This window comes from Methanosphaera sp. DEW79 (assembly GCF_003266085.1).
In the GTDB taxonomy this organism is placed as follows: Archaea; Methanobacteriota; Methanobacteria; order Methanobacteriales; family Methanobacteriaceae; genus Methanosphaera; species Methanosphaera stadtmanae.
The window spans coordinates 30,269-44,763 of sequence record NZ_MUZW01000018.1 but is presented as its reverse complement, the minus strand read 5'-3'; the positions used below and the strand labels follow the sequence as shown (position 1 = coordinate 44,763).

General features: G+C 27.0%; 13 protein-coding genes and 1 pseudogene. 3 read left to right on the top strand and 11 right to left on the bottom strand.

Features of this window, described 5'->3' with window-relative positions:
* A pseudogene (locus BZ132_RS01445) lies at positions 1 to 278 on the top strand (hypothetical protein); the annotation flags it as partial.
* 452 nt (positions 279 to 730) lie between these two features.
* Here BZ132_RS01445 and BZ132_RS01440 read toward each other — a convergent pair.
* The 7 genes from BZ132_RS01440 to BZ132_RS01410 all read right to left on the bottom strand — a co-directional run bounded on the left by BZ132_RS01440 (position 731) and on the right by BZ132_RS01410 (position 7,390).
* Positions 731 to 1,069: a DUF2149 domain-containing protein gene (locus tag BZ132_RS01440; protein WP_286940234.1), complete on the bottom strand. Its 339-nt coding sequence runs from the start codon at positions 1,067 to 1,069 to the stop codon at positions 731 to 733.
* The gene (locus tag BZ132_RS01435) at positions 1,062 to 1,721 is read right to left on the bottom strand and encodes a MotA/TolQ/ExbB proton channel family protein (protein ID WP_286940232.1); all 660 of its coding nucleotides are present in this window, start codon (positions 1,719 to 1,721) and stop codon (positions 1,062 to 1,064) included. The genes BZ132_RS01440 and BZ132_RS01435 overlap by 8 nt, the downstream gene beginning before the upstream one ends.
* Before the next feature lie 18 nt (positions 1,722 to 1,739).
* Positions 1,740 to 2,441 carry a DUF2162 family putative transporter gene (locus BZ132_RS01430; RefSeq protein WP_286940230.1) on the bottom strand — a complete coding sequence of 234 codons (702 nt, stop codon included), beginning with the start codon at positions 2,439 to 2,441 and terminating at the stop codon, positions 1,740 to 1,742.
* 69 nt (positions 2,442 to 2,510) lie between these two features.
* Positions 2,511 to 3,008: a hypothetical protein gene (locus tag BZ132_RS01425; RefSeq protein WP_286940229.1), complete on the bottom strand. Its 498-nt coding sequence runs from the start codon at positions 3,006 to 3,008 to the stop codon at positions 2,511 to 2,513.
* Between the two features lie 5 nt (positions 3,009 to 3,013).
* Positions 3,014 to 3,622, bottom strand: coding sequence for an energy-coupling factor ABC transporter permease (locus BZ132_RS01420; protein ID WP_286940228.1), 609 nt, complete (start codon positions 3,620 to 3,622; stop codon positions 3,014 to 3,016).
* A 34-nt stretch (positions 3,623 to 3,656) separates the two neighbouring features.
* The gene (locus tag BZ132_RS01415; protein WP_286940227.1) at positions 3,657 to 4,184 is read right to left on the bottom strand and encodes a hypothetical protein; all 528 of its coding nucleotides are present in this window, start codon (positions 4,182 to 4,184) and stop codon (positions 3,657 to 3,659) included.
* 71 nt (positions 4,185 to 4,255) lie between these two features.
* Positions 4,256 to 7,390 carry an FmdE family protein gene (locus BZ132_RS01410; protein WP_286940225.1) on the bottom strand — a complete coding sequence of 1,045 codons (3,135 nt, stop codon included), beginning with the start codon at positions 7,388 to 7,390 and terminating at the stop codon, positions 4,256 to 4,258.
* A 609-nt stretch (positions 7,391 to 7,999) separates the two neighbouring features.
* Between BZ132_RS01410 and BZ132_RS01405 the strand changes: the two genes are divergently transcribed.
* Positions 8,000 to 8,176: a hypothetical protein gene (locus BZ132_RS01405; protein WP_286940223.1), complete on the top strand. Its 177-nt coding sequence runs from the start codon at positions 8,000 to 8,002 to the stop codon at positions 8,174 to 8,176.
* Positions 8,177 to 8,404: 228 nt separating this feature from the next.
* Here BZ132_RS01405 and BZ132_RS01400 read toward each other — a convergent pair whose 3' ends face one another.
* Together BZ132_RS01400 and BZ132_RS01395 are read right to left on the bottom strand one after the other, a co-directional pair.
* Entirely contained in the window at positions 8,405 to 10,078 is a 1,674-nt protein-coding gene (locus BZ132_RS01400; RefSeq protein ID WP_011405882.1) for an AMP-binding protein, read from the bottom strand.
* Between the two features lie 5 nt (positions 10,079 to 10,083).
* On the bottom strand, positions 10,084 to 10,656 hold the full coding sequence (locus BZ132_RS01395; RefSeq protein WP_011405881.1) for a helix-turn-helix domain-containing protein: 573 nt from the start codon (positions 10,654 to 10,656) through the stop codon (positions 10,084 to 10,086).
* Between the two features lie 188 nt (positions 10,657 to 10,844).
* Between BZ132_RS01395 and BZ132_RS01390 the strand changes: the two genes are divergently transcribed.
* Complete coding sequence (locus BZ132_RS01390; protein WP_011405880.1) at positions 10,845 to 11,555, top strand: 4Fe-4S double cluster binding domain-containing protein; 711 nt, start codon at positions 10,845 to 10,847, stop codon at positions 11,553 to 11,555.
* Here BZ132_RS01390 and glmM read toward each other — a convergent pair.
* Both glmM and BZ132_RS01380 read right to left on the bottom strand, forming a co-directional pair.
* The gene (gene glmM / locus BZ132_RS01385) at positions 11,547 to 12,890 is read right to left on the bottom strand and encodes a phosphoglucosamine mutase (RefSeq protein ID WP_011405879.1); all 1,344 of its coding nucleotides are present in this window, start codon (positions 12,888 to 12,890) and stop codon (positions 11,547 to 11,549) included. The genes BZ132_RS01390 and glmM overlap by 9 nt on opposite strands.
* Positions 12,891 to 13,027: 137 nt before the next feature.
* Positions 13,028 to 14,494 carry a hypothetical protein gene (locus tag BZ132_RS01380; protein ID WP_286940221.1) on the bottom strand — a complete coding sequence of 489 codons (1,467 nt, stop codon included), beginning with the start codon at positions 14,492 to 14,494 and terminating at the stop codon, positions 13,028 to 13,030.
* Position 14,495 lies beyond the last annotated feature (1 nt).

Sequence of the window (14,495 nt, the reverse complement as noted above, 5' to 3'; positions counted from 1 at the left end):
TTTGTTTAATTTCAATTATAATTAAAAAAAATAATAGGATTAAAATTATGAATTATAGTTCTTTTTTTAATAAAAAATTTGAATATTCTAAAAACAATAATCATATTGTAGTTTTAGGAGATTCAATAGAAATAATGAAAAATATGAATAAATCAACAGTTGATTTGATTTTTGCTGATGAACCATATAATATTGGTAAAGATTTTGGAAACAATAAAGATACATGGAATATATTGAATGAAATAAAAAATGGATTATATAAGCCATTCGAATTTTAAAAGATAATGGCACTATGTATCTTATGACTTCAACACAATACATACTTTATATTGATATTTTCATACAAGAAAAATATCATATAGTATCTAGAATTATATGGAATTATGATTCATCAGGTGTCCAATCTAAAATATTGGTTCTTTATTAATTAAACCAAGCAATAAACACGATAGAAAATACAAAAACAGCATTACAACAACTATGTCAACAATGACTATTATGAGGTCAAATACTTTGAAAGTTTAATTTTAACACCTAAAATATGGAATACTGCTACTCATAATAAACTAAAAATCAAACAGTCACATTAAGTCAATATTGATACATCAAAGAATCTAAAATCTTTTAATGAAGTGAATTTCAAAATATTTTTTGGGTATATATTTAAAATAATATATTATATTTTTGTAATAAAATCAATAAAGGGGAGATGAAGGGAAAAAATAGGTTTTTATTTCTCAATCATGATCAATTTACCTGTTGATGAATCTTTATAAACTTTACCCATCTCTGCATAATTTTTTCCTGAGCTCTGTGATACTTGGGGTGTGTCATTTAATTCTTGACCTTGATCTAAATTTATAGCACTACTCATCTTTTCCATCATGGAATTTTTTTGATCCTGAGTCATATCAGAAAAAATAATGCTCTGTATATTCCAGCTCATAACCACAAATATAAGAAAACCTACTGCTAGAACTAGCATAGCATCCACTAAATTGGATGTTCCTGCCATAGGATCTTCTTCATTACTTGAATATCTTTTTCGTCGACGTTCACTTCTAACCATTTCTATCACATTCTTCAATAAAATCTAGTATTGTATCTGTCAATACATCTAAATCAGAAATAAGTTTTGAATACCAATTTCTTCTTATTTTACCAATAAAGTAAGATATTGCTCCAGCTCCAATTCCAACAACTGTAGTATTAAACGCTATTGTTAAAGAACTTGCCAAGGTATTAATATCACCACTACCAAGTGCAGCTAAACCTGGCCCTAGAGGAATTAAAGTTCCCATTAATCCTAAAGTTGGACCTATACGTGTAATAATATCTGTTTTTTCTAATTTTTTATCTATTTTTTCTTCTTGATTATCAACTAATTTACGTGCTAATGCTTCTCTAGATTTAGGAGTTAATGAATGAGAATTAACTACTTCTAATAAAACTTTTTGATTAGATTTGGGAATTTTATAATTATTGATAATATTTGGTAATTCTTCAATAGAATTAACATTATTTATATCATAAATCAATTCTTTAATTTTATATACTGAAGTATTTTTTCTGCTTGTATATTCTGATATTAATCCTCCTAATGAAACAATAGAAATTACAAATATTATTATTAATATAATTAGCACTGGGATAGATAAACTCTGTGATATAATATCTAATGATCCATTAATAAATTCTCCACCAATAAGAGTTGAACTCATTTTTTCACCTATGTTTTTTTATTTTAATAAATTATCTTTTCTAAAATTAAATAAACTTCCTATAACCATTAAAATAATAACAATTATAAATGTTGTGAGTATAGCTTTTGGAGAGTTTATAATAATTGGATTAAATTTTTTATTTCCAATAGTTAAAAGATATGGACTTATTAATCCTACAATTACATAATATAAACCTAATCCTATTAAATAATCACTTAAAGTAATAATACGTGAATTTTTTACTTTAATTTTAGAATAATAAAAATATGAAATAATAACAACCAACCATACTATAAATATTATGACTACATTGATTATAATATTATTTTTAATAAATGTTGGAGCTAGAAATAATTCATATTCTAATAGAAATATTAAACAACATAAACAGGAAGTCACAATAGACAATATTTTGGAAATTCTTTTAATCCTACCATTCTTTTTCCATTCAGATATTAATTTGAATCCTACAAATACTAATAATATACCCATAAATAGATATATTGATGAAGTATTTGAATTAATAATATCCATAATACTTTGAGTAGTTGAAGATAAACATAGTGCTATTAAAGAAATTCCTCCAAATGTTAGAGATATTAATGTAAATGTTTTTCTTTTTAAATTATTTAATTTACATGCTAATCCTATTAATACACAAAATAATAATATAGAAAAAATTATAGTTATCTGTCCTACTATATTCATAACATCCATATTTTTTCTCCTTAAAATTCTAAATTGCTTATTATTTCTTAATTTTTTTTTATTTACTTTGACATCATATTATTGTTTTCTTTTCATTAAAAATATACCACATCCTACTCCTAAAATTGCTCCTACTAATATACCAATAGTTAATGGTGTTGCAAAGTCAGAAACATTTTTTGTGTTTTTAGTATTATTCACTTTAATCAATCCTTCTTGAATAGATTGATTATTTACATCATCTATTATTAATAATCTATCTGAAACATCTTGATGTTTATCTAAAAAATCATGAGCTGTTTTTTGGTAAGATACTGCTATAATATTCTTATTAGAATTATTTAACATATGTTCCAATTGATGAGCAACTTCATCATCTGAAGTAAATTTATAAACGCTAATATTTATTTCATTAGCATCAGCAATATCTTTAACTAATTGTCCATTAGAATCGTTACAAATAACCATCTTATCAGCAGTGACATCAACTCCATGTGAATTAACTCCTGTAATGCCAATTAACAATATTACTAATAATGATAATGTGAAAATATTTTTATTTTTAATTTTAATCACCTATTTTATGTACTCATTATTTCTGGCTTAATTTTTGAGATTGTTGTTATAAACATTATATTTAAAATTCCTTCCATTATAGATATAAATAAATAAAATGGAATTAAAGTAGATAAAATGACATTAAAATTTACTGTACCAGATAATAATAAAATTATTACCTGAGTAAAAGTTGCAGACATAATTCCAATTATTGTTCCAACAAATATAGCCAGTTTTTCATTTATTTCTAAAAACAATCTATAAATCAAATAGGTTATTATTGATAATATTAAACCCATTACTATAAAATTTGCACCAAGAACTGTAATACCACCCATATTTAATATTAAAAATTGTCCTAATAAACTAAAAAATGATACAGCACAACCAGTTACTGGTCCAAAAATAATAACAATTAATGGTATTATGAAGAAATGGATTGGTACACCAAATGGAGACGGAAATGATAATGAAGATAATGTAAATGTTAAAACTGTGAAAATAGCTATATATACTATGTTTTGTTCTTTTTCACATGATGTAAATTTTCTTAATATAAACATACAAATAATTGTAATTATCCAATATATTATACATTGATATAATGGAATTATTCCATCGGGTAAGTGCATAAATAATGTCTCCTATATATTTAAAACCTTGTTATTAATTTTTACTCCTTTTATATTTATGATATATTTCATAAAATAAAATCATTACCCCAAAACCAAGAATAAATACTAAGATCATGACAATATAATCATTCAATGTTAACGATCCATTATCTTCAGAATTTATAGTATTATTATCATCTACTGTAGTATTATTAACAGAAATACTTTCATTTTTGACTTCATTAATACCAGAATCATTCCCATTAACATCTGATACTTCATTAGCAGATTGTTGATTTGGGGAATTAGATTGGGTTGGACTTACTTGATTTGATGAACTTGAACTTGAAGACTTAGATGAACTTGAACTTGAAGACTTAGATGAACTTGAACTTGAAGACTTAGATGAACTTGAATATTTTGAAGTACTGTATTTTGATGAAGAACTGTGTGGTGTACTCTGACTTGATACACTAGATGAACCAGAGCTTGAAGAAACTTCTTCAGGATATAAGTGAGCATGACCTGGATGGGCTACTACACCATTTAAACATCCATATACAAGAAATATAACTAACAAACAAAAAAGAAAAATTTTATTATTTTTTTTAATAGTATCACCTCAAAAAAAAGAATAAAAGAATAAATTAATTATTCTCTTTTTCTACTTCTGATGTATCCATAACCACCTAAAGCACCTAATATTCCAAGTGATAGAATTATTAATCCCATATTTTGTGAATTTCCATTAGATTCTTTTGATGGAGATACTTCATAAGCTTTTCCTGATAGTTCGTTAGATGCTCCTTCTTCAGGTATTTCTGATTCTGCAGAATTTTCATTATCAGTTACAGAATCTAAACTTTTTGATGTTACTTGGCTAATTCCTGGTGATGCGACACCCCTATTTGTTATTGAATTAACTGCTGTGTAAGTCGGTTTTGATGAATATTTAGTTGTTGACCCACTATTAATGATATTGCTATTACTATTGCTATTACTATTGCTATTACTATTGCTATTACTATTGCTATTATTTATAGAATTGCTGTTACCATTGAAATTAGATAAGCGTATAGCTTCAGATTTAGTTCTGTTAGAAATATTTTGTACAAAAGATAATGCATTAGAATTATTTCCTGCTCCTGCTTTTATTTGATTGAATTCATTTTGAGTAATCCATTTAGTTTCAGAACCAAGTATAGTTATTCCTTCTTTAAGATTTGGATTATAGATACCTTTATATAAATCCACATATGCTTGTATTTGAGCTGCTCTTTTAGCATCAGACGTAGAATATGCACTAGTATCTATTGTTGCCCATTTGAAATTCATTATAACTGCTCTTCCAACATTTAATTTATCATCCCAAATAACTAATACTCCTTCTTCTGTTGCACCATCAACATACTCTGATTCTACATCAGATGAAATAAGTTTCTGATCCATATAGTTACCTAATCCTGGAGATAGTCCAAGCAAGTATTCTATACTATCATCTTTACAATAGATACTTGATGCTATATAGAAGTAAGATTCATTTTCATTTAAAGGATAATTATTCATAACATATTCAGACATGAAGAATCCTGGTTGTACACCTGGACAAGCATGACCATGGAATAAAAATGTTACAAATTGATCAAATTGTAAATCTTCTGCCCACACATTAGTTAAACTTTGAATATTAAACCAATTCCCATCAGGGAATACTGAAACTGTTAATTCTGATACTAAATCTGAGTTATTTAATGTTTCTATATTAATATTATTAATATGACTTCCATTTAAAGAACCTACAAAAAACGTATCATCAACATCATTATATCTTACATAAAGTGACATCAATTTACCATCATCTTGTTTTAACACAAAGGTAAACCATAATGGTTTCCATATTGGCCTATGATTTGGTAATAATGTTTCTCTTGTTAATCTAGATCCAAATTCCTGATATAAACCGTCCCATACAGCTTCGGTACTTTGTTGATTTATAAAGGAATAACCTGCTGTAGTTAATATTTCAAAATTATCCATATCTTTTTCAAGAGTAATTCCTAATTCATCTTTAAAATATTTTTTAGCAAGTTTACTTGCTCTTACACCTATTTGTTTGAAATCATCATATTTTAAATTACCTTGAGTAACCAATTCATTTGATCTAGTAGCTTTAGGTAATTTTAAATTTTTAATATAATTATAATCCAAACCATGTGCTTTTGTAGCTGAAATTCTAGTTTGACCTGCATTTATAGCATCAGATATTGTTGATGGATAAGTAATATCCTTATCTAAACCTATTAAGTAGTAATATTGTTCTTCTGTTAAATTTTCTTTTTCAATCACAATATTAACTAAACTTGCAGGGTTTGTATTAATTTTATTTATCCACCATGTATTATATTTTAACTCTTCTAATGTACCTTCACTAGTAATACCAGTTTCTTTAACAAATAATTTTTTATTATTTTCAGAGTCATATTCCATTACAATAATTGTTCCAGAACCTGCTTTTTGTACCTCATATGCATTTGTAATATTATTATATCCAATAGAACCAGGATACCATCTTATAAATCCAATCATATTACTTTTTGCACCAGTAGATGTTGTGTTGAAACCAACATATCCACTTTTTCCTGCTGTTGCATCAAGGAAAAATAATACTGCATCATTAGCTGAGTCTCCAGGAATTCCTAATACTTTATATGATGTTAAATCCCCATAATAACCACCAGTACTATTTGTAGCTTTTACAGGTGGATAATATTGTAATAATGCTTGTGTTATTGTGTATCCTCCAAGGGTACCTTCACATATATGTCCATGGAAAGCAGCTTCTTGAAGTACTAAGTAAGTTACATTAGCATTCCATCCATTAGTTAAACTAGCAAATGAATATGCATCATCTTCACCAACTGATCTATAGAAATTATTCCATTCTTTTTTAGTCATATTTTCAGAGATAGTTCCATAATATGAATATTTTGTTGATGCATTTAAGAATACTAATGCAGTTAATTTATTTCCTTTTTTCACAACAAAACAAGTGTCAATAGGATCAACTGCTTTTTGACGTAACATTAGTAAATTACCCTTACCTGCACTTATTTTACCATCAGCATAGTTTACAATAGCTTCCATTACATCTTCTGATGTATGATTTTTGTATTTAGGTACTCCTGCAGTAGTTATAACTAATATATCATCAGCTGATGAGAAATTAAGTTTATTATCTGCAATTGAAATGATAGATCTACCTAATTGATAACTATCTGTTGCTTTTAAATTAAATACAATACTGGTTGTGTTAGTAATATCATAAATTTTTGTTTGAGATTTATATCCTGGTACTGAAACAGATACTTTAAATTTGGTATCTAAATCAGTATGATTTACAAATACTGAATAAAAATTAAAATTATTATCATATGTTTTTGATATATTTAATTTAATATTCTTAGTATTTTTCACTGTTATTGTAGGATTAATATCACTATCATCTTCATATTGATAATTTATACCAACATTGATATTACTTGTTTTCGAAGAAAGATTTTTCGATTCTATTTGATTCTTTGATTCTGTGTAACTCTTTGATTCTATTTGATTCTTTGATTCTGTGTGACTATTATGAACTAATTGTACATCATTATTATCTTCATGTGACACCATTACTGAAGAAGTTTCCATATTATTAGTAATATTTGATGAATCAACAGCTGATACAACACCAATAGTTATAAATAATAATAATAGAAACACGATAGCTTTCTTATTGATCATACCCCAACCTCCATTTTCTTTTTATTAATTAAATTGGTTATAAATATCTATAATTTATGTATAAACTTTCCTCAACATAAAGTTAATAAAAATTCATAAATTAATCATACTATTTACAATTAGTACCTGTGTAGTAATACAATAATAAACTTTATTATTATTAGCATAAACTAAATTTATATTCAATGTGGAATTTCCTTATTCCAAGCCACATTTACGTTATACTAAAAGATCATATTATGTTAAACTTCAATTAAAAAACATATAATGAATAAAATTTAAAAAATCAATAGTTAAATTTGATAATCAAAGAATTAGACAAAATTTACATAATTGTAGGAGAATTTTACAATTGACTAGAGATAAAAATAGAGTTAAATGAGATTCAAATAATTATATAACCAAATATGGGAATTTCAGCCTATAAATGAAAAATTATTAATAAATTTTATTGATAACTCCAGAATTATACCTATGATACAATTTATGGCAGATATACAAATATTAAATATGAATAATGAATAATTAAAACTATTAAATAATAATTTAGTATATAATGAAAATTTAACTAAAAAATAACGTGGCATCATCTGATAAAAAAACTTAAAATTGATAGAAAAGAATTATAATCCAAAACAAAAAAACAGAACCAAATCAAAAAAAAAATTAACAGAAGAACAACTAATCCATACAATACAATTCGATATTAACAAAATCAACACAGAATATGATGATATTAAAAATAACAGGACAAAATACTTAAAAAGAATCAAATTTAAAAGATAGATTAAAAAAATAAAAAGAAATCATTATATTATATATACATAAATCCAAATATATTCCAAAAATCATGCGAATACTTAATATTAAAATAATATTTTTACCACCATCCTCCTCACAGTTAAATCCCATCGAATAAATCTGGAAATCAATGAAAAGAGTTGTTTCAATAACGTATATTAAAAATCAAGAATGTTTAAAAGAAATATTTGAAAAAAAGTATGATGAGGAAATTTATTTCTTGAATTTTTCTTCATCTTCAAGTCTGATTTTTTTCCTCATTATTTTACCACTAATTGTTTTTGGAAGTTCATCAACATATTCAATTGCACGAGGATATTTATATGGTGCTGTAACATGTTTTACATGATTTTGAATATCTTTTGTTAACTCCTGAGATGGTTGATAACCCTTATCTAAAACAATTGTTGCCTTAACAATTTGTCCTCTTATAGGATGAGGTATACCAGTTACTGCACAGTCTAATACTGCACTATGTGATAGTAATGCACTTTCAACTTCATATGGACCTATCTTATATCCAGAACTTTTAATTACATCATCAATTCTACCTTTATACCAGTAATATCCATCTTCATCAATCCATGCAGAATCCCCTGTATGATAATATCCATCATATATTGTTTCATCAGTCTTTTCTTGGTTATTATAGTATCCTTTAAATAATCCTAATGGATAACCTTCAGAAATATCAAATACTATTTCACCTTCTTCACCAACATCACATTCACATCCATCAGTATTTAACAATTTAATATTGAACAATGGTGCAGGTTTACCCATTGAACCTAATTTAATATCAACCCATGGGAAGTTTGCAATAGTAGCTACTGTTTCTGTTTGACCAAATGCTTCACGTATAGATAGACCTGTTAATTCCTTAAATTTATAGAATACTTCATCATTTAATGGTTCACCAGCAGTTGTTGCATGTTGTAATGAAGAAAAGTCCAAGTTATCAATATCTTCTTTTATAAAGAACCTGTACATTGTTGGTGGACAACATAATGTCGTGATTTTATGTTCTAATGCCTTAGATAAAACTTCATATGGGTGGAATCTATCATAATCATAGATATATATTCCTGAACCTGAAATCCATGGACCATATATTTCACCCCATAATGCTTTTCCCCAACCAGTATCTGCTATGGTGTAATGTAATCCATTATCCACCACCTGATGCCAGTAATTGGAAGTTACAATATGTGCTAATGGATATCCAAAACTGTGTTTAATCATTTTTGGTTGTCCTGTTGAACCTGATGAGAAGAAAATTACAGAAGTATCTTCAACTGAATCATCATCATATACTGGACGTTCAAAGTTATCTGAAGCTTTTTTAACTTCTTTTCTTAAATCATACCATCCAGGCATATCTTCTGTTCCAACAAATACTTTGTTTAACTTAAGACCTAATGTTTTTTCAACTTCAGCATAGCTTTCTGGAACACCATCTTCACGAATAGTTACAACAGTTTTAATTCCAGCAACATCTATCCTATATTCAATATCTTCAGGTTTTAACATGTGTGTTGCAGGTACTGCTATTGCTTTTAATTTATGTAATGCTAACATACAATACCAAAAATCATAACGACTTTTAAGTGTTAATAATACTCTATCACCCTTTGTAACTCCTAATGATTTAAAGAAGTTTGCAGCCTTATCACTTAATTGTTTTAAATTACTGAATGTGAATATTTTTTCTTGATTATCATCACACCATGATAGTGCTACTTTATCAGGTTGTTCTTTTGCATATACATCAACAATATCATATGCAAAATTAAAATCTTCAGGTACTGTTATTTTTAAATTCTCATTAAAATCTTCATAAGAATCAAATTCTGTTCTTGGAACATATCTATTTAATAATGATGTCATTTAATCTACTCACCTTTATAATTTAGTATATCTAGGAATTTAGCTTTTTTATCTCCTAATGCTATCATTGCATGTTTATGTAATGAATTAAAATACATTGAATCTCCAGGATTTAAGTCAATTGTATTGTCTTTAATATATACTCTAAGTTGTCCTTCTAATACATAAAGAAATTCATATCCTTTATGATAGTTTGGTTCTGGCATATAGTTATCTTTACGTGGTGTTACTGTAACAATAAATGGCTCAATTGCCTTATGTGTAAAATTTGAAGCTAAGTTTTCATAGTCATATGCTTCTCTACGATCAACTCTTACTCCTTTATCTTTACGTGTTACTGTAAAAACACTCATTCTTGTATCTTCACCTGTTAATAATAAACTTGTATCTACATTAAATATTATTGAGGCTTCATAAAGAATACTGGCTGGAATATCTATTTCTCCAGATTCATATTTTGTATAAGTTTCAACTGGAACATCTAACTTTTCAGACATTTCTTGTACACTAATTTCACATACTTCTCTCATGTCTTTAACACGACTTGCTATTTCTTTTTGAATAGTGTTATTATCCATTATATTACCCTCCACTAATTATAAATTTATAGTCATAACTTGTAGTTGATTGATTATTAGAAAATTGCTTTTTATCTACTAAAAAAATATATATTATTTTAATATAATATATTGCATTATTAATAAGATTTATCTAATATAATATATAAAAAATACTAAAAAATAGATTATAGGAAGTTTTTGTTATAATGATAAGTATGATAGATAAGATTTGTAAAGAGGAAGTTACAGTTTATGGTTATGCAAATATGAAAAATATGACACCTAATCCAGATATAAATTCCCAATTTAATAAGTATCCCCATGCTATTAGTATTGGTATTAATATTCCTGATGAGATTATTGATACAATTGACATACTTGAAATAGAGGAAAAATATCTTCAAACATACATTAAAATAAACTCTAAATTAAATGAAATAGGTACTAAAATAGAATCCATATTACATGAACATAAGTATATGGCAAAATTTATTGATGCTTCATCTATTGTTTCTAAAGATAAATTAAAGGGTGATATTTCACATAAACTTGTTGCAAATCTTGCAGGTCTTGGTTGGATTGGAAAGAGTTGTTTACTTATAAATCCATATTATGGTCCACGAATCAGGTGGGCTACCATTATCACAGATGCACCTCTACCATATGCTAAAAAACAAGTTCCTAGTCGTTGTGGAACATGTAGATTATGCTCAGTTAACTGTCCATCACATGCTATTAAAAATATTGAATTTAATGAAGAAAATTCAAGAGAAACACGTTATGATGCATATGCCTGTAATGATTATTTTAATAAATTAGAGGCACAAAATCGTCCAAGATTATGTGGATTATGTATTAAAGTTTGTCCATGGGGACTTGTAAATAAAAAAAGTAGAAAGAAGAGAAATTTAATCTAAATATTTCTTAATTAAATTCATTCCCCAATCAGCTAATTCTGTTGCTTTTTCAGGAGTTTTTGCTTCTGAGAAGCATCTATATATTGGTTCTGTACCAGATGGTCTTATTATTACCCATCCATCACTTGTTATTACTTTAACACCATCTGTTGTGTCAACTTCATATTCTGTTGTGTCTTTAATTATATTTTCTGCAACTGTAGCTTTTTTATCATCAGGACATTCAACTTTTCTTTTTTCTGAGAAGTATGTTGGTAATTGACTAATTAATTGGGATAGTGGTTGTTTTGTTTTAGCTATTATTTCAAGAAGCATTGCTGTAGCTAGTCCAGAATCTCTTCCATATACAAAGTCAGGGAATATTAATCCACCATTTTCTTCTCCACCAAATAAACCATCTACTTCCTGTAATTTACGTGCAACTACAAGATCTCCTACTTTTGTTAGAATTATTTCACCATTATTTTCAAGTGCTATATCTGCTATTGCATTACTTGTTGCAACTGTAGTTACTATTTTTCCACCATTGTTCTTCTCAAGCATAGATTTTTCAACAAGTGCAAATGATTTATCTCCAAAAACAAATTGTCCTTTTTCATCAATACATATTGTTCTATCTGCATCACCATCATGTGCAATTCCAATATCTGCACCAGTTGCCTTAACTACTTTTATAAGATCTTGTAGATTATCTTCTGTTGGTTCTGGATTACGTCCAGGGAATGCTCCATCTGGTTGACAATTAAGTGTTGTTATGTCACATCCCAATTTTCTTATAATGTATGGTGTTGTTGAACATGCAGCTCCAGATCCTGCATCTAGAATTACTTTTAGATTTGCTTGTTTTATTGTGTCTACATCTACTCTTTTTAGCACTTCATCTATGTATTCATCAATAATATCTCTTTTATATGCTTTTCCAATTTTATCCCAAGTTACACGTTCTTGTTTATCATTAAAGTAAATATCTTCAATTTCTTCTTCCAAATCATCAGGAGTTCCAATACCATCAGAGTCCAATAATTTTAATCCATTATATTTTGGAGGATTATGTGAAGCTGTAACCATGATTCCACCATCATAGTATTGTCTTACTGCATACTGTACTGCAGGTGTTGGTAGTGTTCCTAAATCAACCACATCACATCCTACTGATAATAATCCTGCTGTAACGGCGTGTTTTATCATTTCAGAGGATGTTCTTGGATCTGATCCTATTGCTATTGTTCCTTTAACTTTTGTTCCATAAGCTGCTGCAATTTTTGATGCAAATTCTGGAGTTAAAACTGTGTTTGCTACTCTTCGTACACCAAATGTCCCAAATAATTGTTTCATATGTTTTTGTTCTCCTATATTCTTAAATTAACTCTTCTTTATTAAATAAAATAGTTTTTTATTATATGTATTATTATATACTTTTTATAAATTATACATTTTTTTATTTAAAAAAAAGAAATTTGATAAAGAGGTGGTTATTTTTTAGATATATAATATATCATTTGTGAATTTTTATAGCATGCCCATTTATTTCCATCATAGTTCCATGTGTAGTTATTTGTAGGATGCATTTCAGTCCATGTATTATCAGTATTTTTTATCCATTTAACTTGATAATATGATGTGTTATTGTATTTATAGTCAACAGTCCATGTATTTTCATCATAATTCCAGAAGTATTCATATCCAGTATTTGATGTTGCATAATAAGCATTATTACTGATTTTTTTCCAAGTATATGGATGTATTGTACTCCATTTTACATTATATGTGTTGTTATTATTTGTTATATTTACAGATATATTATTTGAGTCAACTACAGATGTATAATTAAGCATTTCTATTAATGGAGGACTTGATTCCATACTTTTTCCAGTTGTAGTGTTATTTATATATTTTGTATGATTTTTAACATTTTCAATACTGTTTATTTTCACATCATACAATCCTGTGGCTTCATCTAGTGTTCTGTTATTTGTAAGAAATTCTGTATGTATATTATTTTCTCTAAATTCATCTATAATTTTTGATGATATATAATCTGATTCTTCCATTTGTATATAATCTGATTCTGTATTTCTTGTAAGTGTTATTTTTGAAACGTTATTTTCTTTAATATAATCACTTATATCCCCATGATTTGATGAATCTTCTATTAACATTGCATTATTTTGAATAACAAGTGGAACTATTGTGGGTAGTTCACCATAAAATCCATAGTATGCTTGTGTTGTATTATTTAAAAGACCTAATGACTTAAGTTTATTATTTACATTGATACTAACATCTACACTGTTTCTTCCAGATAATTCTTCAATTGTTGTATTGTATGATTTTAACTGATTTTTAAGAGATTCTGGTAGATTTCCCACGATTATTATGTGTGAGATATTATGTGTTTTAATATATTCATCATATTTTGTATCTAATACATCTGCAGAATTATATGTTTCATTTGTTGCTGTGATAAAAACTGGTGTTTTTGTATATGCTCCAAGAACTCCTGCAAGTGGATCTGATGCTGAAAATATAAGTGTATCATTATTTTTAGTTGGAGTGTTATCTGCAACTTTTGTTAATATGTCTGGTATAGATTTACCATAGACTTGTTTAACTTCAACACCACACATATGTAGTTGTAGTAGTTGTTTAGCAGTGATAGGTCCAACAACCACTATTTTCTTAATATTGTTTTTTTTAATAAATGATGGTAACCATGAATCTAATTGTTGAGGTAATGTTCTATCAGATAGTACTAGTGGTGCTTTATTATATCCAGCATATACAGAAATTCCTGTTTCCAATCCCCTCATATTTCCAGTACATACTGATATTACCAGTGTATTATTATCAATATCCATAGAATCTGTGTAGAGGAATTTAGTAGAAAATATACCAAGTAGTACTACAATTACTATGATTGCTAATATTTTATATTTCATT

Coding starts and splice junctions, on each gene's coding strand:
- BZ132_RS01435 (WP_286940232.1), bottom strand. CDS start 1,721: ATGAGTTCAACTCTTATTGGTGGAGAATTTATTAATGGATCATTAGAT.
- glmM (WP_011405879.1), bottom strand. CDS start 12,890: ATGAAACAATTATTTGGGACATTTGGTGTACGAAGAGTAGCAAACACA.
- BZ132_RS01380 (WP_286940221.1), bottom strand. CDS start 14,494: ATGAAATATAAAATATTAGCAATCATAGTAATTGTAGTACTACTTGGT.
- BZ132_RS01440 (WP_286940234.1), bottom strand. CDS start 1,069: ATGGTTAGAAGTGAACGTCGACGAAAAAGATATTCAAGTAATGAAGAA.
- BZ132_RS01410 (WP_286940225.1), bottom strand. CDS start 7,390: ATGATCAATAAGAAAGCTATCGTGTTTCTATTATTATTATTTATAACT.
- BZ132_RS01430 (WP_286940230.1), bottom strand. CDS start 2,441: ATGGATGTTATGAATATAGTAGGACAGATAACTATAATTTTTTCTATA.
- BZ132_RS01390 (WP_011405880.1), top strand. CDS start 10,845: ATGATAAGTATGATAGATAAGATTTGTAAAGAGGAAGTTACAGTTTAT.
- BZ132_RS01420 (WP_286940228.1), bottom strand. CDS start 3,622: ATGCACTTACCCGATGGAATAATTCCATTATATCAATGTATAATATAT.
- BZ132_RS01400 (WP_011405882.1), bottom strand. CDS start 10,078: ATGACATCATTATTAAATAGATATGTTCCAAGAACAGAATTTGATTCT.
- BZ132_RS01395 (WP_011405881.1), bottom strand. CDS start 10,656: ATGGATAATAACACTATTCAAAAAGAAATAGCAAGTCGTGTTAAAGAC.